Raw genomic sequence first — 19,059 nt, 5'->3', positions numbered from 1 at the left:
GGTCCCCCTGCTTGACGATATTCACGCCCTGGCCGCCAAGGTCCGTGCGATTACCGGCGCTGGGAGATCGACATCGACCCGACCAGGCCAAAGCCACGCGGCCTGATCCTTTTTCCACCTTCCGTCAACCTCACCCGGCATTCGCCCCTGCGATGACCGGTCTGCTTTCAAGGTGCTTCATCATGAACCTGTCACCCACAACGCCTCGCCCTGTCACCTCCGGCTATCGTGTCGATATATCGCGCGGCGAACGCATCGGCCGTGTGTCGTCGGAATGGTTCTCGCGTCCTGACGACGAGCGCTATCTCTCGCTTGGCAACCTGTATGATGCCGTCAAATTCCGCTCCGAGCGCGCGCACCCCCGCACCGTCGAAAGCACGGCGATCCGGGTGGAAGCCACGCGTGACAATGCCGAACGGCTTGAACTCATCATTCCCGGTCAGCGCCAACCGGTCGCACCAACGCACTGGAGCTACGGGCAGCTCTGCAGTCTGGTCGGTGCGCCCGCGACCTACATGCGCCAGTTGCCGGCGCCGCTTGCCGCCATCAACTTGCAGCACGGATTGCTCAACCACCGCGCCGAACTTGTGAAAACCCTAGAGACGGACAATGGCCGTCTCGAACTGCGGGCGGTCACCGGTCCCGAATATGGCCGCATCTGGGATCACGAACTTGTCTCGGCAGTGATGAACATTGCCGGCAATGGCACCGGCGACACCATGTGGAAAGTGCCGGGCGTGCTCGACTGGGCGACGATGACGCACAACCCGTTTGTCGATATTACCAAGGACACTACGACCCTTTACGCCAGCGACCGTGATGTCTTCCTGTTCCTGGTGGATGACACACATCCCATCGAAGCCGGTCGCCTGCCGAACGGCGAACCGGATCTCTATTTTCGCGGCTTCTATGCTTGGAACAGCGAGGTCGGCTCCAAAACGCTCGGCATAGCATCCTTTTATCTTCGTGCTGTCTGCGCCAACAGGAATCTCTGGGGCACGGAGGCCTTCGAGGAAATCACCATCCGGCATTCGAAGTTTGCCGCCCAGCGCTTTGCGCACGAAGCGGCTCCCGCGCTGACAAGCTTTGCCAATTCATCGCCCGCTCCGTTTGTCGCCGGAATCAAGGCCGCCCGCGAGCGCGTCGTTGCTCGCGGGCAAGAGGATCGCGATGCGTTCCTGCGCCGGCGCGGCTTCTCGAAAGGCGAGACAGGCAAGGTCATCGAGATGGTCCTTGCCGAAGAGGGGCGGCCGCCCGAGACGATCTTCGACTTCGTTCAGGGAATTACCGCTCTGGCACGAACAAAGGCCAATCAGGACACCCGTCTCGACCTCGAAGGCAAGGCAAAGAAGCTTCTGGAGAGCGCCACCTGATCCCTTCCCTCCGTCCCTCGATCTCATGGCCCAGCCGTCGGCCCCGCCGGGCCGGCTTTTTAAAGCTCAGATGGGTGTCGTCATGCGTCACTGCCCGCCCTCGTGGCACGCGCCCGATTCTGCCGAAACCATCAAGACGGTAGGCAGTGGCAAGACTGGGTGCTGTAGCCGGAATGTCTCTCATGGCAGCTCCGGCATACCTCCTTGCCCAACGCGCCATATCCATGGGGTCATCTCCGCTCTCGCTTCGATCATTTCGCCCAGTATCCTTTCGTAGTCCTCATCAGCCCCTGCCGGCACAACGAACATTGCAACTGCTGCAGGCCGCTGTTCCGGCAACGTCAGCGAAACGATCGGCTGCTTGCGTGACAGATTGAAACGCAACCCTTTAACGCTCTTGCGTTTCGACCCCGACAGCCTCTCCAGAAGGCGTTGCTCATGGACGCTTTCGAACGGAATCCAGTTCTCGTTCACTACCATCAAGGCGACCTCGTCAACCGCCGCAATCCCGGCGGCGGAGATTCCAAATGTGGCGATAAGGATGAGGTGGAATTCGTCCCCCGATCGCCACAGCTCAAGCTCGGTTTCGTATCTGACATTCAGCCGGTTCCACGTTGATTGCTCGACCATGAACGGAAAGGGGAGGTGACGGAGGACAATCTTCCGGCCGTCACGCGCGGCCGCGAACTCTTTTATTTCACCGACAGCCAGCATGAGTTTCCTCGTCCCCGAACCCGACGACTGCGCCCCCGCAAGGGCTGCTGCTCTGCGGGCGGCAATGGCGTCCTTGTCCTCCTGGCGGAAAACCTCCGGCACGAAGAGAAGATCACTGAGTGGCCCGCCACGAACCGTCATCTGTCGCGCGGCATGCATCAGACTGCTGCGGACCCTTCCCCATCCGCGTTTCCCGGCCCAGAGCGACGTCCACTCCGTCAATTCCCCCACGTCCCACAGATAATGCAGCATTCCTCGCAACGACAATCTCTTCGTTTCATTGCGCAGAGTGTCAGACGCTTCTCCCGGGGACGCTGGCGCCGTGCCTACGCCTCGCTTTGACAGCGAGAAATCGAGTTTCAGCACCGCAGCCCCGGACGCGTCATCAATCTGGATGGCGTTTCCGATCAATGGCCCGAGCCCTGATAGTTCATAAGGGGGCTCATAGGACGGGCAGGCTGGATCGTGATCTCGTCCCGAGAGCGGCATTCGCTTGATCAGGTATTGCCCGTCGAGACGCGCGATATACATGGCCACTGACGGCTCCCGGCACCTGCAGTACGGGCGAAGCTTCCGCGCGACGGCGTCCTGCAGGGCCGACTGAAACTCGGTCATGTCCTCGTCGAATGTCCGACCGCCTATCGTGAACCGCCGCATGTTCTGTCTCCTGCCCGTAATCCCCGTTCGGCTCGGCTGCTGGAAACGCCGCTCGCCAACCCTCCAAAACCAAAGCCGATATACTGATTTAAATAAGACAGTATATCGCGCCGGGCGCTGCAGGAAAACCCTTGGCGCAAGCAGAGCAAGAGAAGGGCCTGGGGCAGGTTGGCCTGGCAGAGATTGAAGAGCGACCGGGCATTTCCTGCTGCCGGACAAGGGTTACCCATGAACGCGCGATCAAAGCTGATGATCAACGGCAAGTCCGACCGGCCGGCGGGTATGTGAGCGGCATCGCGTGGTCGAAGCCCGTTCGTGAGGGAGGAGGCGTATCCATGTTGTCTGCCTCGGAACTGGCAAGTCGTCTCGCGCGCGACGCCGAGGCGGTTTGCCGCCATTATCTCTGCGCCGGCCGTCGCGCCGGAAACTACTGGATCGTCGGCGACGTCGCCAACAGCAGGGGTCGCTCGCTCTACGTCCGTCTCTCCGGCTCCCGCGCCGGCAAATGGACAGATGCTGCGACCGGCCAGTATGGCGATCTGCTCGATCTTGTCCGCGAGGCCTGCGGCCTCGTCGACTTCCGCGATGTCGCTGACGAGGCCCGGCGTTTCCTGAGCCTGCCGCGACCCGACCCCGCTCAGTTTCGCACGCATGAATCGAACGGGACAGCTTCCGTCAGCCGACCGGCAGCGGAACGGGCTCGGCGCCTGCTCCAGATGACCCAGCCGGTTTCGGGTACGCTTGGCGATCACTACCTGCGTCGGCGCGGCATCTTGCGGGCGTCGGTGCATCGGGCGCTGTGGTTCCATCCGTCCTGCTATTATCGGGATCTCGTGACCGGGAGCATGACGAGCTATCCGGCCCTTGTTGCGGCCGTGACCGACCCGGCCGGCCGCGTCACGGGCGTGCATCGGACCTGGCTTGATCCGAACGGCGATGGAAAGGCGAAGGTGGATGATCCCCGCCGTGCGCTCGGCGATCTGCTTGGCAATGCCGTTCGCTTCCGGTTTCCGATCCGTGAACCTGTGTCTGTCATGGCGGCAGGCGAGGGCCTCGAAACCGTGCTGTCACTGTCGGATGTGCTGCCCGCAATGCCGATGGCGGCGGCGCTCACCGCCAACCATCTCGCCGCCCTCAGACTTCCCGCCGGATGCCGGCGCCTCTACATTGCAGCCGACGCCGATGCTGCAGGCCGGCACGGGATCGAAGGCTTGAGCCGCCTGGCGCAGGCGGCGGGGATCCTGCCGCTCGTGCTTTCCCCCGAACTCGGCGACTTCAACGAGGATCTGCGGCGGCTGGGGCCGGACCGGTTGACGGCGCGGCTTCGCGAGCAACTCGCTCCGGAGGATGCGATGGCCTTCCTGCCCGCATGATGGATGTCCATCAAAGGCCCGCTGCAAGGTCCGCGGCCGGGCGGGAGGGCTTGACGCCGCCGCTCTCCTTCCCGGTGGCGCGCGCCTGCGGGCCTGCCGAGAGGCGACCTTTACCACGCGCGATCCGGGCCTTCAGCGGGTCAGTCAGGTTTCTTCCCCTGCCGGGCCGCAGGACGGCCGACATTCCTCGCGCTCCAAGAAACCTTCCTTCCGCCGCCCGGCGCTGCGCTGGTCCGCTGCGCTTCGCGCCGCGGTTCCGGCCCGTCTCCGCGTGATCGGGATCGCCGTCAGGCCGCGAGAGGCGCGGCCGCAACCGGATGGAGATCATCATGAACCTTTCCCTTCCCTTCGATGACCGCGATGAGCCCTACCACGCATCTTCCCCGACCGATCGCTTCATCTACGAGATGCAGATCTTCGGATATCGCCCCTTCCAGGACGAACCCGACCCGCGACCCCTGCCGGAAGAGCCGGTCGTCCAGATGTCGCTGACGACGATCTTCGATGCCCTGTTCGAAATGCTCGGTGAAACGCGGCTGGAGCCCGATCTCGAGGATCTGCTCTGGTCGGCCGTCAATCTGTTCCATCGCACCGGCGAACGCATCCAGCGGGAACTGCAACGCAATGAGGATGCGCAGCGCACCGGACAGCGCGAGCAGGACGGCTCGGAGGTCAAAAGCGTTGAGCTGGAACGCCTCGTCGCCGAAGGCATCACCCTTCTCGAACGTCGCAACAGTTTCGAGTTCATGCGCGACTATGCCGCCGACCTGTTCGAGGCTCAGATAGGATCGGCATGGCGGCCGCGCACCGGCTCCAAGGTGAGCCACGCCAACATGACGGCGGCGATGATCGATTCCAGAGACTTTCTCTCTGCCAGACGCCGCGCCGAGACCGAGGTGCTGATCCCGGCCGGTACCAAGATCGCGTTCGGCGGCGGCATGGACTACAACGATCACGAACGGGTCTGGGCGAAACTCGATCAGGCCCTCGCCAAGTACCCCGATATGGTGTTGCTGCATGGCGGTGCGCCAAAAGGCGCGGAACGCATCGCCGCCTGCTGGGCCGAGGCCCGCAAGGTGACGCAGATCGCCTTCAAGCCGAACTGGACGAAGCACGTCAAGGCCGCGCCCTTCCGCCGCAACGACGACATGCTTTCGGTCATGCCCGCCGGTGTCATCGTCTTTCCGGGATCGGGCATCACCGGCAATCTCGCCGACAAGGCCCGCCGGCTCGGCATCCCGGTCTGGCAGGCCACGGGGGATGGCGCGTGAGCGCCATTTTCTCCGCATAAAAGCCAGGGATGACGGAGGACCACCGCGAATTGCGGGCATTGTTCCGACGGCGTGATCACAGCAACACTTTTAGAGCTAGGGCCGAGGATGTCCCATCAGTGCCTCATACTCCCTGTCGGTCAATCGTTCGATTGCGTGCAACTGCGTGGGAACATCCATCCGCTCAGCAGGCTGCTCGTCATGACCGTGCTCTCCGTCTTGGATTGCTGGGCAAATAGTTCTGTATCGGATGGTGATACGAATATTTGGCACTAGGGTTTCCAGCTCCCTGCAAATATCGCGCCGGATTGATAGGAGGGCTCCGACCCGTTCATAGTGTAGGCGGGTGCAGCCGCGTATCGAGCGCAAACGCCTCCTGGAACTTCGGAGCATAGGCGCCTGTCGCGCCCCCCGCCAGAAAAATCAGGTTCCAGCTATGCGGTGAGACCGCGCTCGGAATCGCGACGAAACGGTGGCTTCGAAGTAAATCGTCTCCGAAAGCTTGCTGTCCCGCGCCGGGAATGCCCGGGCGCAGCCAGTTGGGATTGGGCACGCTACCCGGAGCAACGACATGGACATCACCGGCATCGGCAATGACAGCTGCTGTTATCACATGCGCCACCGTGTCGAGCGCCCGGAACCCCTTGTGGACGGCGACCTCAAGAATTGCCGTCGCTGGATCGAGCGAGCAATAGACTGCGCGAACCCCCTTGCTGTTCCAACGGCCGCCAACCCGATAGGCGCCTTCCCCGCTATCCCATGTCGGCGCGTGGACTGCCTGATCAAGCCGCCACGCGACTAGGTCGGTCCCGCCAAGCGCGATTGGCACAAGGGTCATGCATAGACGCCGTATTCGAGGCGGTCGAGATGATCCTCGACAAGCTCGATGCCGGCGGGCGTCCCGAGGAGATCGATCGGACGGCGCTGGTCAAGCCCGACCGCCGGACGCTCCAGCCATTGTTCGGCTTCCGCCTGCGTTCCGAAGATATCCGTCGCCTTTGCGAGAATCTCGGCGAATTTCCACGCGCGGCCGCTCTGTTCCTGGCTGAGCGGCTTGGAGGGCGTGTCCTTCCGCCGCTGCCAGGTGCGCAAGCTCATGCCCACCGCCTTTTCGAGGGTCTCGTTCTTGCCGATGACGACAAGATTGCCGACAAGGTGATCCAACGCTGAGGCAGGCAACCCGTGCAGAAGCAACTCATGGGCGTCGAGGGCACTGGTCAGGCGACGTACCAGAATACGCGAGCCCCCGAGCAATGCTTCGATTTTTTGAAGTTCACTACTGCCTGCTGCTAAAGGGCGGGCTTTTGCTGTGATGGCCATGATCTTTCTCCCGCGTCATCTGTCATTTTCTATATGTCATGTGTCGCGGTCGATTTCAAGATGACCGTCGGCATCCCGGTCTGGCAGGTCGCAGGCACGGCGCGTGAGCGTCGCCCGTAGATCGACCGGTTGGCGCGCTGCGAAGGGTATGACGATGAGCCGTGAGTTCCTGCCCGGTCAGGTGATCCCCATCTCTGGGCTTGGCAACACAGCGCGGAGAAACCGAGGGCGGCAAGACCCGGTCGACCTGCGTCGTGGTCGCGGCGCGTGGAGCCAACGACGGCCTCATCCATCTGGCACTTCTGGCGGTCACGACCCAGCCCCGCACGCCGATGGATCGCGCTGGAAGTTTCCGATATCGAATCCGGCGGGCAGGCCTCAGCGACCTCAAGCGCTGCTGGATCATCGTCGACGAATACAATGACGATGTCGCCGAGCAGTCCTGGTACCTTGAGCCGGACGGACCAGCGCTCAGCCGGTTCAGTAAGGAGGATCGCCGCAGCGTTCGGCGCGAAGTCGCGCAAATCGGGTCGCCGCGTCAGTCGGATAGACCAAGCGGACGCCCGGCCCCGATCGCCCCGGCCTGATCAATCCGACCAGGTCCGTGTCCGGGCCACGATACTGCGGCAACAGCGCGTTGGCTGCAGTCTGGACATCGAAGGGATGTGGTCAGACGTGGCGCTTCGCATCGACTTTGTTGGCCGCAGCGGGACGAGGGGCATTTCGCCCGACGGTGTCCAAGCGATCACAGGCGCAGTCGAACTTGCCAGCGCCGGGTCGGACGGCCGCTGTGATCTGTCGCGGCCTTCGGTTGCAGGAGACCATTCCCCTTTCTTGTGCCGCCTCTTTAAGGGACCGGCTGCGAGCAGCGTCAACCCCGCAAGGGGGTTCCCCTTCGCTGTCGCTCCGGTGACGCCTGCAGTTCGGCCCCTTCTTCGGGCGTCATCGGGAATGGTCCCGAGCAACCGAAGGAGCAAGTCACATGGCCACCACGATCGCAACCCTGACGCAGAAGGCCGATGGCAGCCTCGAAGGCGTCTTTGCCACCATCCGGGTCAACGCCCCGATCGCCATCCTCCCGAACGCTAATAAGGCGAGCGAGGAAGCCCCGGACTACCGGGTCATCCATCGCAAGACCGGCTTCGAGATCGGCGCAGGCTGGAGCCGCATCGCCCGCCAGACCGGCGAGGAATACCTTTCGGTCAAGCTGGAGGCCCCGGAGATTGGCGTGATCTTCGGCAACCTCGCACCCGCCCCCGGCGGCGAGCCGAACCGCAAGGTCATCCTCTGGAACAACCCGGCCTAAGTCCCACAACGGCCGGCCCCGGCAACGGGGCCGGCGCCCGATCTGCAAATCTCTCCGATCAAAGGATCCTCCAATGAGCCGATATACGATCACCGTCACCAAAACCGCTACCCGACACGCCGATCCCGATGCCGTCATCGGATACGACCGTCCCCTCCAGACTTTCTTCCTGCAAGCCTTCCTTGATGAGGAAGGCGATGACCTGGCACTTTGGCTCGGCACGCAATACCGTGCGCATGAGACGCTTTCCGACCTCAGGGCTGCGGCGATCGCCAAGGGTTACGACTTTATCCCGATGTCCTCCGGTACCCTCTGGAAGCTACTAGACGACTACGCACGTGACGCACTCCGGTGCGTGCCGGAAACCATTCTACGGGATATGCAGGAGGGTGATACCTCTACCGGATGACGCAGCGCCCCGCGAAACTCGAGACATGGGGCTCGGCCCAATGCGACCTGGCCCCGGGGCTTGCTCAGGGCCGACGCATCCAGTCTGAGACGGGCAACCTCTTCACGCATCCGCGATATGTCTCCGACAAGGTCGGATTGCCAACCCGCAAACGGGTATCGAACCCGTTTGCGGGCTTCGGGGTGCCACACGAGACGGGGGCTGTCTGCTCAGTTCTGGAAAAGTCTGCCATGCGGAGATCAAGGCCTCAAGGCCGCGCGGCCCCTCCAATTTTCCCTGCGCTGCGTTTCACTCCGCTCCGAAAAAATCGGTTCCTCCGCGCGCCGGCTCTGCCGGTCGCGTTCCGCGAGCCTTGACCCCTCCATCCCCTCATGACTGCCGGCGGCATCTTTCACATCAATTAAGGAGATGACGACGATGACCACCGAACAGCTTGTCGAATTCGAACGCCAGATCGAAGAGTTGCGTGCCGAGATGTCCGCCTGCATCGACCCGGACGAACGCCGGCAGATCGAAGCCGAGCTCGGGACCATTCGCGCTGAACTGGCAGCGGAAATCCAGGAGAAGCTGCCATGATCGGCAGCTTTTTCTGGTCGAGACGAGAGCCTTTCCGTCCGGATCGACCGGACGGAAAGGCTGGCGAAGGAGCCCCCTGCGTCCCCCAGCCGTGTCAGGAAAGGCAGGCTCGGTCACCAATCGCCTCGCGAAGGCTTCGGTTTAGCGCTTGCGTACGAATTCGGTCCGCAGGACAAGACCTTTGATCCCCTCGTAGCGGCAGTCGATTTCCTCGGGATTGTCGGTGAGACGGATCGACCTGATGACGGTGCCCTGCTTCAGCGTCTGGCCCGCTCCCTTGACCTTCAGATCCTTGATCAGCGTGACGGAATCGCCGTCCGCCAGCACATTCCCGCTTGCGTCCCGAACGACCGCGTCACCCGCGATGGTCGCCGCCATCTCGGACGCCGGGCGCCATTCACCCGTTGCTTCATCATAGACATAGTCGTCGTTTTCGTTGGACATGCGTATCTTCCGGTTCAGTTTCGCAGATGCCGGTTACCGCAGGAAAGATATCGGCGCAATATGGGCGCGTGTTATCGGCTTCATCACGCGCGGCGACAAACCTGGTGTATCGCTGCTCAGCTTCGTACGAAACGGTTGGCCTTTGCCGCCTCATCCATGTCCTTGCGCCGGAAGTAGATCGCCCGGCCGCAGCGGATCGGATTATGGCCTTGAACAATGATGATCTGCTCGTCCTTGCGCATCGACTGGGTGATCTCGTGTGGCATGATCAGTGGCCGACGCTGAAAATTTACCGTTTCGGATTTGCGCGTACCGTTCTTCGAACCGATATTGCGGGAGCGACCTTGAACCTCAACGGTCATTTCGCCGCATTGTGCGGAGACGTTGCGGGCCGTGTCGAGGGCCTTGATGGCGGCGTATGAGGCGAGCGCGCAGCCGTCGATCCAGGAGGTTGCGCCATCTTTGCCGAAGTGCCGCTCGAGCTGTCCGACCGATTGGTACATCAGCATCATGCTAATGCCGTATTTGCGACCGCGATCACGCGCCTCCTCCAGGACCCGCATGTAACCGAGCAGGTCGACCTCATCCAGCATGAAGAGCGCCCGCCGCTCGAAGCCGCCGTCGGCCTGTACCATGGCGTTGACGAGAGAGCCGATGACGACGCGGCCGATGCCGGGGTAGGAGCGCAGGATCGACGCCGGGATATTGAGGAACACGTCCCTTCTGCCGCTGACGATATCGCGCGACTTGAAGGCATTGCCGCATACGAGCGCGGCATAGCTGTCGAGGGAGAGCCACTGCGTGTCTTTCGACGCCGTTGAATAGACACCGCTAAATGTCTGCTCCGTCATGTTGGTAAAGACGCCCAGCGTTTCGCGGATGAAGACCGATTGCGAATTTTCCCGAATGTCGCGCAGCATGGCGAGCACAGAAGGCTCCGGCTCGGACACGATCTGGCGCAGGCTGCGCAGGGTACGCCGCCCGGCATATTCCGGCGACAGCATGACATGGGCCAGCAGGCCGGTTAGAAGGTTATGCGCCTGGTTTTGAAAGTACGAGCCGGTCGAGGATTCGAAACGCACGCTTTCCGACAGAAGCATATGTGCAATCCCGACGATATCTTCCTCTTTCCGACGTGACGTCTCGATGCCGTCCAGCACGTTGAATCCCATGATCGGGTTGGCCGGGTCGAGCACCATGACTTCGCGACCGAGCACGCGGTTGCGGTGTTCGACGACCATTGGCGCGACCTCGGTGGAGGGATCGAGGCAAATGAGTGGCCCGGTATAGCGCAGTGCGGTCGGCACGACATTGCTTGTCGTCTTGTACCCGCCCGATCCGGCGAAGAAGAGCATATGCGTCGAATCGAAATCCTGCTTGTAGGTCAGGAGTGGAGCCCTGCCGCCTTGCCCCCAGGTGGCGCGATCATTCGGATCAAAGGGCAGTTCGTGAACGATTTCCTTGTCGACGCGGTAACGCTCGCCGACGACGATTTCGCCGTCCGGCGGAAACAGTTTCGACGCAGCCGCCATGGAAAGCCAGTCAGCATCCCCGAACGTTCCGCGCCGCGCGCGTTTGATCGGTTCGGGCACGACGACGGAGATGCGGGCAGCGACCGCGACTGCCATGAAGCCGGCAAGCGCGCCGATCACGGCAATCATGTCCAGGAAGGCCAGCGCATGATCCCATGTGACTGTCCCGGTCGCAACCGATGGTGCGAGACGTTCATATTCTCGCAAGGCGTAGACGCTCGCGACAATCAGAAAGCACAACAGGCTCGCCAGTGCGATCGGCCGGCGGCGATGAAGCGGCAATACCCAAACGGTCAAAAGACCGCCGAGCGGTCCAAACAGAAGCGCCGGCACGGGTGCCATCCGCAGGAACCAGTAGTGCGTCTTGCCTGACATGCCGGTGGCCAGGTCCTGCCATCGCCAGCCACAAATGTAGGCGGTCGATACCGTCACCGCGATCGGCGCGAGTATGAGCAGAAGGCTCGGATGAAATCTCCCGTTCACTGCCATTCCGCCGTCTCCTCCACGTGTGGGGAGGCCGCTGCCAACGGAGGGGCCTTGAATGCCGCCGCACCGATCTCACGCAGCCGCCGGTGCTCGGCCGAGCCGGGAACCACCTGCGCCAGTTGGATGAGGCCACCGAGCAGGAACGCCCGGTCGGCCCTGGACAATCCTGCCCTGGCGACAATGCCGCCGAGCAGGATTTTGTGGCGGGCTTCACGCTTGCGATCAGCTGTCATGAGAAACCTCCGCCGTCGCTCCAGTCCCGCCACCTGTTGGTCGACGCGCCTGAGCAACCGCGACAGCACCTCCTTTCTTCTCCCCTTTGCGAAATCGGGCCGCAAGCTCGTCGAAGATCCGGTCGATCTCCTCGTCGGCGATCTCCATTTCAGCCAGACCGGACTTGGTTGCGGCGCGGGCAAAGCGCTCGGCGGACTTTATGATGAGGAGCCTTTTGCGTTCGCGTAGCTTGTCGATCTGGGCGTCGAGATCGAGAATTGATGGTTTTGCAGCCATTCCCTGTTTCCCTTCCTGTGTCGATGAGGTCGCTATCTGAATTATACTAACTAGAATACGATAGTAAAATAGGCCACTTTGCGCTACCCGAAAAATGTCGCACCGGAATTCCGGCAGTCGCCGGCCTTCCGGAAAAGCGGCATCGGCCTGATCAGGCCGATCGGTTTGAGGGCGCAATATACGTCGCTGACGCGACGTGCTCGCAAGGCTTGGGGGGCGGTCGTGGCCATCATGTTCGTGAGAGCGCAGGTGATCGGCAGAGGAGGAGGACGCAGCATCGTCGCCGCTGCCGCCTATCGTCATCGCGCCCGGATGATTGACCAACAGGCCGGCACGTCCTTCAGCTATCGCGGTGGCGCGTCGGAACTGGTGCATGAGGAACTGGCCCTGCCAGGGGATATACCGGTCTGGCTTCACACGAGTATCGACGGGCGATCCGTTGCCGGCACAAGCGAGGTCTTGTGGAATGCCGTCGATGCTTTCGAGAAGCGGGCCGACGCACAGCTCGCCCGGGAACTGATCATCGCACTGCCAGAGGAACTGACGCGGACGGAGAATATCGCGCTGGTGCGGGAATTCGTCCGCGACAATCTCACGGCCAGGGGGATCGTGGCCGACTGGGTCTATCACGACAAGGACGGAAATCCGCATATCCACCTGATGACGACGCTCAGGCCGCTGAAAGAGGAGGGGTTTGGGGCGAAAAGGGTGGCGGTGACGGGAGAGGATGGACAGCCGCTGCGGGTGGTCACACCGGACCGGCCACAAGGCAAGATCGTTTACACGCTCTGGGCGGGCGACAAGGAAACGATGAAGGCGTGGAAGATGGCCTGGGCGGAAACGGCAAATCGGCATCTGGCGCTCGCCGGCCACGACATCCGGCTTGATGGCCGTTCGTATGCCGAACAGGGGCTCGACGGGATTGCGCAAAAGCATCTCGGTCCGGAAAAGGCCGCACTGGCCCGAAAAGGCAGGGAGGTGTTTTTCGCGCCGGCGGATCTGGCACGAAGGCAGGCCATGGCCGATCGGTTGCTGGCCGACCCGGCGTTGTTGCTGAAACAGCTCAGCAATGAGCGCTCCACCTTTGACGAGCGCGATATTGCCAGGGCGTTGCATCGCTGTGTCGACGATCCGTCGGATTTCGTCAATATCCTCGCGCGCCTCATGGCTTCAAGCGATCTGGTCATGTTGAAGCCGCAGCTGTTCGATCCGCAACACGGAAGAGCCGCCGAGCCGGCAATCTTCACCACGCGGGACATCCTGCGCATCGAATATGACATGGCGCAGTCGGCGCGGATTTTGTCGGAGCGCGGCGGGTTCGCCGTTGCCGATCGGCGGATCAGGGCGGCGATCGGAAGGGTTGAAACAGGTGATCCGGAAAGGCGCTTCCAACTTGATGCGGAGCAGGTGGACGCTGTCCGTCATGTCACCGGGGATGGTGCCATTGCAGCTATCGTCGGGCTCGCTGGCGTCGGAAAGTCGACTCTGCTTTCAGCCGCTCGCATCGCCTGGGAAAACGACGGCCACCGGGTGATAGGTGCTGCCCTTGCCGGCAAGGCAGCCGAAGGTCTCCAAGACAGCTCCGGTATCAGGTCGCGGACGCTGGCATCATGGGAACTGGCCTGGGCCGCCGGGCGCGACAATCTCGATCGCGGCGATGTGCTGGTGATCGACGAGGCCGGCATGGTGTCGTCACAGCAGATGGCGCGCGTGCTCAAGGTCGTTGAAGGAGCGGCGGCCAAAGTCGTCCTGGTTGGTGACGCCATGCAGCTTCAGCCGATCCAGGCGGGTGCTGCCTTCCGGGCGATCACGGAGCGGATCGGCTTTGCCGAGCTCTCCGGCGTGCGCCGGCAGCGCGAGCAGTGGTCGCGCGACGCGTCGCGGCTGTTTGCCCGCGGTGACGTGGAAGCGGGACTCGACGCCTATGCTCAGCATGGCCATCTTGTCGAGGCTGAGACGCGCGGGGACGTAATGGGACACCTTGTTTCCGACTGGACCGATGCCCGTCGTCAGCTTCTTGATCAATCGACGACGCTGGGGAAACCCGCCCGGTTTCGCGGTGACGAACTTCTGGTACTTGCCCACACCAACCGGGACGTGAGACGGCTGAATGAGGCACTGCGGGCCATCATGGTCGGGGAGGGTGCGCTACGTGACGGTCGCGCGTTCCAGACTGAACGCGGGGCGCGTGAGTTCGCCATTGGGGATCGCATCATCTTCCTCGAGAACGCCCGGTTCGTCGAGTCGCGTGCCAAGCATCTCGGTGCGCAATATGTAAAGAACGGTATGCTGGGCACGGTCGTTTCGACGACCGACAGACGTGGCCGAACAGTGCTTTCGGTGCGTCTCGATAACGGCCGTGACGTGGTTTTCAGCGAGAGCAGCTACCGTAATGTCGATCATGGCTATGCCGCGACGATACACAAATCGCAGGGCGCTACGGTTGATCGGACGTTCGTGCTCGCGACCGGCATGATGGACCAGCACCTGACCTATGTGTCGATGACCCGGCATCGCGATCGTGCCGATCTCTACGTTGCGAAAGAAGACTTTGAGGCACAACCGGAATGGGGCCGTAAACCCCGCGCGAGCCATGCGGCCGGTGTCACGGGCGAGCTTGTGGAGGAGGGGACGGCAAAATTCCGAGCCGAACAAGACGTAGAGCAAAGCCCCTATGTCGACATCAAAACCGACGATGGCGCCATCCATCGTCTGTGGGGTGTCAGCTTGCCGAAGGCGTTGGAAAAGGGCGGCGTTTGCCTGGGCGATACGGCGACATTGCGCAAGGACGGCGTCGAGAAAGTTACGGTGAAGGTCCCCGTGATCGATGAGGAAACTGGCCAGAAACAGTTCGAAGAGCGCAGCGTGGATCGGAATATCTGGACCGCGACACAGATCGAAACGGCTGAAGCCCGCGCAGAGCGAATCGAGCGGGAAAGCCACCGGCCGGAAGTGTTCCATCGGTTGGTCGAGCGATTGTCGCGCTCCGGCGCCAAGACGACGACACTCGATTTCGAAACAGAGGCGGGATACCGGTTGCATGCGAGCGATTTTGCCCGCCGCCGCGGTATCGATAGTCTTTCAGTAATTGCGGCCGAAATGGAGGAGCGCGTCTCGTCGCGGCTGGCGGGGATTGCCAAGAAAAGGGAGCAGGTGGCGAGACTCTGGGAGCGGGCGAGCATTGCGCTCGGCATCGCGATCGAGCGCGAACGAGCGGTCGCCTATGACGGTAGTGCCGTTCTCTATCAGCCGCTCGCTGCAGCGGGCTCTGACGGTGCCCGCTATCTGCTTGCGCCAACAACCGTCTTTGTCCGCAGCGCCGATGAGGAGGCGCGGCTGGCGCAACTTTCGTCGCCGGTCTGGAAGGAGCGTGAAGCAAATCTGCGGCCACTGCTGGAGAGAATCTACCGAGATCCGGACGCGGCGCTTGCCACCTTGAATGCGCAGTCGTCGACTGCCGGTGTCGAACCGCGGAGGCTTGCCGAGGATCTTGCGACCATGCCCCAGCACCTTGGCCGGCTGCATGGATCTGATCTCATAGTCGATGGTCGCGCTGCGCGTGACGAGCGCAACGCGGCCAGGGCCGCGTTATCGGAATTGCTGCCGCTTGCACGCGCCCATGCAACCGAGTTCCGACGACAGGCCGAACGCTTCGGCATCCGCGAGCAGCAACGGCGCGCTCGTATGTCATTGTCGATTCCCGCGCTGTCGACACAGGCGCTGGCGCGTCTGGTCGAAATCGAGGCAGTGCGCGACCGTGGCGGGAATGATGCCTACAAAACAGCCTTTGCAATCGCCGCGGAAGATCGATCGGTCGTCCAGGAGATCAAGGCTGTCAGCGAGGCGGTGGCGGCACGGTTTGGCTGGAGCGCCTTTACGTCAAAGGCAGACGCCGTTGCCGAGCGGGCCATGATCGAGCGCATGCCAGACAATCTGACCTCTGAAAAACGCCGCGAACTGACCAGCCTGTTTATCGCTGTCAAGCGTTTCGCACAGGAGCAGCATCTCGCGGAGCGGCGAAACCGCTCGCTCATCGCAGGCCCTGCAAGCGTCGACCCTGAAAAGGAGAATGCCACCGTTCTTCCCATGCTTACGGCGGTCATCGAATTCAAGACACCGGTCGACGAGGAGGCTCGAAGCCGGGCTCTGGCAATGCCGCTCTATCGCCAGCAGCGCGCCGCGCTGGCGGACACCGCAACGCGCATCTGGCGTGATCCGGCTGGCGCGGTCGGAACACTCGAGGAACTCCTGGTGAAGCGCTTTGCAGCTGATCGAATTGCAGCCGCAGTGGTCAACGATCCGGCCGCTTATGGCGCTCTACGAGGCTCGGATCGCATCATGGATCGGATGCTTGCCTCCGGTCGGGAAAGGAAAGGGGCGCTTCAGGCGGTGCCTGAACTCGCGGTCCGTCTGCGCTTGCTCGGCTCAACCTACGCAAGCTTACTCGATACTGAAAGCCAGGCCGTTACTGAAGAACGCCGCCGCATGGCAGTCGCCATTCCGGGATTGTCGCAAGAGGCGAAGGCGGTTCTGGCGCGACTGGCGATTGAGGGGAAGAAAGACGACCGGAGACTTGGGATATTCGTCGGTTCCCTCGATCCGGGCATCCGGCGCGAGTTTGCTGCTGTCAGCAAGGCGCTCGATGAGCGCTTTGGCCGCAATGCGATCCTTCGCGAGGAGAAGGATCTCATCAACCGGGTTCCGCCCGCGCAACGACCCGCATTCGAGGCAATGCGGCACAAGCTGAAAGTCTTGCAACAAATAGTGTGGGTTGACAGTAGCCGGGCGATTATATCCGAGCAGCCCGAGCGCGTCAGAAATCGTGCGCACGGCATCGATATTTAAGGGCGGGGGAAGCGGCCCGCGGGAAGACCAATCCGGAATTATGTAGCAGATGCCACAAGCAGGCACGGTGCGACTTCGGTATCGTCAGCCAATGGCGTCGAGATATTGCCACAGTCACCTTAGTAGTATGAATTTAGCATGAGGGTGGACGTGTGGTCGAACCGATTTCCCAAGAGCACTTTACAGCGCTAAAGCGGACCGTCGTGTTGCCAAACGGGCTCCGACTTGCGTACGTCGAGTTGGGCGACCCCAACGGCATGCCCATCCTCCTGCTACACGGGTTTACTGACAGCGCCCGAAGCTGGAGCCTCACCGCGCCGTATCTCGCAACGGGCTTTCGCGTCGTAGCGCCAGACCTGCGGGGTCATGGGAATTCGGACAAGCCTGAGGGTTGCTATACGATTCCCGAGATGGCGAATGATGTCCGGTTGCTGATGGTGGCCTTGGACCTTGCGCCGTGCCACGTGGTCGGCCATTCGCTGGGTGGACGGCTTGTGCAAGCACTCGCTGAGCGGTGGCCTTGTCTCGTCCGAAAAATCGTTCTTATGTCTACCTCCGCCGTGTTGCGCGAACGTCGGGGGTGGTTGTGGGAAAACATCCAGATGCTCCGCGATCCAATCGATCCAGAAAGCGCATTCATCCGGGAATGGTGTTCTGGCGCAGTTCCGGTCGACGAGAATTTCCTCGCCCAAGCGCGACGCGAAAGCGCCGCGGTGCCGTCACGAATCTGGCATTCGATATATTACGAGCAGCTTGCCTATGATCCGTCGCCGCTTCTGCAGGATATTTCCGCGCCAACGCTCATTCTTCGGGGCGAGGAGGACAATATCGCGACTGAGGAGCATCAGGCCCAGATGAATGATGCGATCGTCGGCGCGGAGTTCCTTTCCCTTCCCGGCCAAGGCCATAACATTCATTGGGAAGCTCCCGAAAAGGTGGCCGACTTAATTCGAATATTTCTGGAGCGTCGATAAGAAGGAGCCGCTCTTGCCACGGCACCCCACTGAAAAGCTTGCGGCATGTGCTACATAATTTCGGACTAATCGCCTATGGGTTGTCCACTAAGAGCTAAGCTAAGTTTCCGACGCGGAATTTCTACCTAGCCGCTTCACGGGCGGGCAGTGACAGTTCAAATCCCTGATGCGTTGGTGAGGCTCATGCGGAATTGATCACGTCGGCGTCGATATTTGCGGGTCATTTCCGCTGCATGGCCGAGCTGGTTCTGGACATAAACGCTCATCGACTCGGCCGAGGGGCAAGGTCGGCCTGCAGAGAATGGCCGGAGATTTTTTGCCGCTCGCTCCCCTTCAAGAGGAGGCCCTTGGCGCGCTTTGCGAGCCTGATCCAGTTTCGCCAGCGACGAACGGCCAGGTGGCGTCAGAGGAGCTGCGCCGACCCCGACGACGCACAGACCGGACTTGCCTGCATCATTACCAACAGCCCTTGTCGAGGGTCTCGATCCGTGAGCGTCCGGCGAAGGCATTTTCGCTTGGTTGAGAGGCCGATATTATAGGCCGCGTTTCATCTCGTCTGCCATAACGCGTTCGACCACATCCGGATCGCATTGTTCATCGACGAGAAACTGGCGGATTCCACCATCCCATGTCCTTATGTCGGCGATGAGATTTTGGAGCTCGTCCACGCCGTTCTCGGTCAGGCCCTTCGTGCCGTATTCGCTGCCGTCGCGGACATAAAGCAATTCGCCCTCGCTGATATTATCCGAGTTGGCGGTCACCTCTTCGATCAACTCGAGGTTCTCGCCGATCATCTCAGCGACCTCTTTGAGGGTATAGATGATCCTTGAGCGCGCCATCACGCAGCCTCGTACCGGTCTTTTGCCGGAGTCCACTGCCACGGGAGCAGTTCCTCAAGTCGATCCTTCGGATGGCTCTGGATCCTGGTCAGGACGTCTGTCAGATAGGTCTCTGGATTGTGGCCATGGAGTTTAGCTGTCTCGATGATGGTCAGGATATTGGCGATGCGCTCGCCGCCCTTGTCGGAGCCGGCGAAGAGCCAATTTTTTCTTCCAATTCCGAGTGGCCTCATAGCGCGCTCAGCNATGTTGTTATCGATTTCGACACGGCCATCGTCAACGTAGACGCTCAAAGCTGCCCATCGCGAGAGAGCGTAGCGCATCGCTTCTGCAAGCTTCTGTTTCTGCGGCAGCGTCGAAAGCGTCGTTTCAATCCAGGCCTTGAGGTCCGCCAGAATGGGTCTGGCGTGTTGCTGGCGGAGTGTTCGCC

The 19,059-nt window shown here is 61.7% G+C and carries 19 protein-coding genes and 1 pseudogene; 9 read left to right on the top strand and 11 right to left on the bottom strand.

All coding sequences use genetic code 11. From position 1 onward, the window contains the following. The first annotated feature begins 182 nt into the window (after positions 1–182). Positions 183–1,373 (top strand): hypothetical protein, encoded by a 1,191-nt coding sequence (locus tag A3AY_RS0119250; protein WP_026203617.1) that lies wholly within the window; start codon positions 183–185, stop codon positions 1,371–1,373. Between the two features lie 180 nt (positions 1,374–1,553). Here A3AY_RS0119250 and A3AY_RS0119245 read toward each other — a convergent pair whose 3' ends face one another. Further along, on the bottom strand, positions 1,554–2,744 hold the full coding sequence (locus A3AY_RS0119245) for a DUF1173 domain-containing protein (RefSeq protein ID WP_018327300.1): 1,191 nt from the start codon (positions 2,742–2,744) through the stop codon (positions 1,554–1,556). A gap of 335 nt (positions 2,745–3,079) precedes the next feature. Between A3AY_RS0119245 and A3AY_RS0119240 the strand changes: the two genes are divergently transcribed. Further along, positions 3,080–4,117: a DUF7146 domain-containing protein gene (locus A3AY_RS0119240; RefSeq protein ID WP_018327299.1), complete on the top strand. Its 1,038-nt coding sequence runs from the start codon at positions 3,080–3,082 to the stop codon at positions 4,115–4,117. A gap of 10 nt (positions 4,118–4,127) precedes the next feature. Here A3AY_RS0119240 and A3AY_RS40615 read toward each other — a convergent pair whose 3' ends face one another. Continuing rightward, complete coding sequence (locus A3AY_RS40615) at positions 4,128–4,448, bottom strand: hypothetical protein (protein ID WP_018327298.1); 321 nt, start codon at positions 4,446–4,448, stop codon at positions 4,128–4,130. On the opposite strand from A3AY_RS40615, the gene A3AY_RS0119230 reads away from it, so the two are divergent. Next, positions 4,447–5,388 (top strand): DUF2493 domain-containing protein, encoded by a 942-nt coding sequence (locus tag A3AY_RS0119230; protein WP_018327297.1) that lies wholly within the window; start codon positions 4,447–4,449, stop codon positions 5,386–5,388. The two genes, A3AY_RS40615 and A3AY_RS0119230, sit on opposite strands and share 2 nt — an antisense overlap. A 96-nt stretch (positions 5,389–5,484) precedes the next feature. On the opposite strand, the pseudogene A3AY_RS41200 reads toward A3AY_RS0119230, so the two are convergent. The 3 genes and pseudogenes from A3AY_RS41200 to parS form a co-directional block, all read right to left on the bottom strand. Next, a pseudogene (locus A3AY_RS41200) lies at positions 5,485–5,574 on the bottom strand (type II toxin-antitoxin system RelE/ParE family toxin); the annotation flags it as partial. 145 nt (positions 5,575–5,719) lie between these two features. Beyond that, positions 5,720–6,226 (bottom strand): RES family NAD+ phosphorylase, encoded by a 507-nt coding sequence (locus A3AY_RS0119225; RefSeq protein ID WP_018327296.1) that lies wholly within the window; start codon positions 6,224–6,226, stop codon positions 5,720–5,722. Continuing rightward, a complete protein-coding gene (gene parS / locus A3AY_RS0119220) occupies positions 6,223–6,708 on the bottom strand; it encodes a type II RES/Xre toxin-antitoxin system antitoxin (protein WP_018327295.1) in 486 nt (161 codons plus the stop codon). The genes A3AY_RS0119225 and parS overlap by 4 nt, the downstream gene beginning before the upstream one ends. Before the next feature lie 200 nt (positions 6,709–6,908). Between parS and A3AY_RS35565 the strand changes: the two genes are divergently transcribed. The 4 genes from A3AY_RS35565 to A3AY_RS39755 all read left to right on the top strand — a co-directional run bounded on the left by A3AY_RS35565 (position 6,909) and on the right by A3AY_RS39755 (position 8,999). Further along, complete coding sequence (locus tag A3AY_RS35565; protein WP_420830341.1) at positions 6,909–7,295, top strand: hypothetical protein; 387 nt, start codon at positions 6,909–6,911, stop codon at positions 7,293–7,295. Positions 7,296–7,690: 395 nt separating this feature from the next. Next, the gene (locus A3AY_RS0119210) at positions 7,691–8,014 is read left to right on the top strand and encodes a DUF736 domain-containing protein (RefSeq protein WP_018327294.1); all 324 of its coding nucleotides are present in this window, start codon (positions 7,691–7,693) and stop codon (positions 8,012–8,014) included. Positions 8,015–8,087: 73 nt separating this feature from the next. Then, positions 8,088–8,423, top strand: coding sequence for a hypothetical protein (locus A3AY_RS0119205; protein ID WP_018327293.1), 336 nt, complete (start codon positions 8,088–8,090; stop codon positions 8,421–8,423). Between the two features lie 417 nt (positions 8,424–8,840). Further along, complete coding sequence (locus A3AY_RS39755) at positions 8,841–8,999, top strand: hypothetical protein (RefSeq protein WP_018327292.1); 159 nt, start codon at positions 8,841–8,843, stop codon at positions 8,997–8,999. A 141-nt stretch (positions 9,000–9,140) separates the two neighbouring features. Here the strand turns inward: A3AY_RS39755 and A3AY_RS0119195 are convergent, their stop codons facing one another. From A3AY_RS0119195 to A3AY_RS0119180, 4 genes are all read right to left on the bottom strand, one after another. Further along, complete coding sequence (locus A3AY_RS0119195; protein WP_018327291.1) at positions 9,141–9,443, bottom strand: alkylphosphonate utilization protein; 303 nt, start codon at positions 9,441–9,443, stop codon at positions 9,141–9,143. A gap of 116 nt (positions 9,444–9,559) precedes the next feature. Further along, on the bottom strand, positions 9,560–11,464 hold the full coding sequence (traG, locus tag A3AY_RS0119190) for a Ti-type conjugative transfer system protein TraG (protein ID WP_018327290.1): 1,905 nt from the start codon (positions 11,462–11,464) through the stop codon (positions 9,560–9,562). Next, entirely contained in the window at positions 11,455–11,694 is a 240-nt protein-coding gene (locus A3AY_RS0119185; RefSeq protein ID WP_018327289.1) for a conjugal transfer protein TraD, read from the bottom strand. The genes traG and A3AY_RS0119185 overlap by 10 nt, the downstream gene beginning before the upstream one ends. Beyond that, positions 11,684–11,971 carry a TraC family protein gene (locus tag A3AY_RS0119180; RefSeq protein WP_018327288.1) on the bottom strand — a complete coding sequence of 96 codons (288 nt, stop codon included), beginning with the start codon at positions 11,969–11,971 and terminating at the stop codon, positions 11,684–11,686. Before A3AY_RS0119180 ends, A3AY_RS0119185 begins: the two co-directional genes overlap by 11 nt. 222 nt (positions 11,972–12,193) lie before the next feature. On the opposite strand from A3AY_RS0119180, the gene traA reads away from it, so the two are divergent. Both traA and A3AY_RS0119170 read left to right on the top strand, forming a co-directional pair. Next, a complete protein-coding gene (gene traA / locus A3AY_RS0119175) occupies positions 12,194–16,816 on the top strand; it encodes a Ti-type conjugative transfer relaxase TraA (protein ID WP_026203616.1) in 4,623 nt (1,540 codons plus the stop codon). A gap of 152 nt (positions 16,817–16,968) precedes the next feature. Further along, entirely contained in the window at positions 16,969–17,790 is an 822-nt protein-coding gene (locus tag A3AY_RS0119170; protein WP_018327286.1) for an alpha/beta fold hydrolase, read from the top strand. A 533-nt stretch (positions 17,791–18,323) separates the two neighbouring features. Here the strand turns inward: A3AY_RS0119170 and A3AY_RS40605 are convergent. Together A3AY_RS40605 and A3AY_RS35560 are read right to left on the bottom strand one after the other, a co-directional pair. Beyond that, positions 18,324–18,629 (bottom strand): hypothetical protein, encoded by a 306-nt coding sequence (locus tag A3AY_RS40605; protein ID WP_018326619.1) that lies wholly within the window; start codon positions 18,627–18,629, stop codon positions 18,324–18,326. Then, positions 18,629–19,059 (bottom strand): IS66 family transposase (locus A3AY_RS35560; protein WP_040668855.1); only part of this gene is annotated, 431 nt, incomplete at its 5' end. The genes A3AY_RS40605 and A3AY_RS35560, both read right to left, overlap by 1 nt.

The sequence above is a fragment of the Rhizobium giardinii bv. giardinii H152 genome, from assembly GCF_000379605.1.
Classification (GTDB): domain Bacteria; phylum Pseudomonadota; class Alphaproteobacteria; order Rhizobiales; family Rhizobiaceae; genus Pararhizobium; species Pararhizobium giardinii.
This window is presented reverse-complemented; position numbering and strand designations above follow the sequence as displayed.

Bases quoted from the DNA above. Each gene is read 5' to 3' on its own strand.
- A3AY_RS0119250 (WP_026203617.1), top strand. From the start codon at position 183: ATGAACCTGTCACCCACAACGCCTCGCCCTGTCACCTCCGGCTATCGT.
- A3AY_RS0119245 (WP_018327300.1), bottom strand. From the start codon at position 2,744: ATGCGGCGGTTCACGATAGGCGGTCGGACATTCGACGAGGACATGACC.
- A3AY_RS0119240 (WP_018327299.1), top strand. From the start codon at position 3,080: ATGTTGTCTGCCTCGGAACTGGCAAGTCGTCTCGCGCGCGACGCCGAG.
- A3AY_RS0119230 (WP_018327297.1), top strand. From the start codon at position 4,447: ATGAACCTTTCCCTTCCCTTCGATGACCGCGATGAGCCCTACCACGCA.
- A3AY_RS40615 (WP_018327298.1), bottom strand. From the start codon at position 4,448: ATGATGATCTCCATCCGGTTGCGGCCGCGCCTCTCGCGGCCTGACGGC.
- A3AY_RS0119225 (WP_018327296.1), bottom strand. From the start codon at position 6,226: ATGACCCTTGTGCCAATCGCGCTTGGCGGGACCGACCTAGTCGCGTGG.
- parS (WP_018327295.1), bottom strand. From the start codon at position 6,708: ATGGCCATCACAGCAAAAGCCCGCCCTTTAGCAGCAGGCAGTAGTGAA.
- A3AY_RS0119210 (WP_018327294.1), top strand. From the start codon at position 7,691: ATGGCCACCACGATCGCAACCCTGACGCAGAAGGCCGATGGCAGCCTC.
- A3AY_RS0119205 (WP_018327293.1), top strand. From the start codon at position 8,088: ATGAGCCGATATACGATCACCGTCACCAAAACCGCTACCCGACACGCC.
- A3AY_RS39755 (WP_018327292.1), top strand. From the start codon at position 8,841: ATGACCACCGAACAGCTTGTCGAATTCGAACGCCAGATCGAAGAGTTG.
- A3AY_RS0119195 (WP_018327291.1), bottom strand. From the start codon at position 9,443: ATGTCCAACGAAAACGACGACTATGTCTATGATGAAGCAACGGGTGAA.
- traG (WP_018327290.1), bottom strand. From the start codon at position 11,464: ATGGCAGTGAACGGGAGATTTCATCCGAGCCTTCTGCTCATACTCGCG.
- A3AY_RS0119185 (WP_018327289.1), bottom strand. From the start codon at position 11,694: ATGACAGCTGATCGCAAGCGTGAAGCCCGCCACAAAATCCTGCTCGGC.
- A3AY_RS0119180 (WP_018327288.1), bottom strand. From the start codon at position 11,971: ATGGCTGCAAAACCATCAATTCTCGATCTCGACGCCCAGATCGACAAG.
- A3AY_RS40605 (WP_018326619.1), bottom strand. From the start codon at position 18,629: ATGGCGCGCTCAAGGATCATCTATACCCTCAAAGAGGTCGCTGAGATG.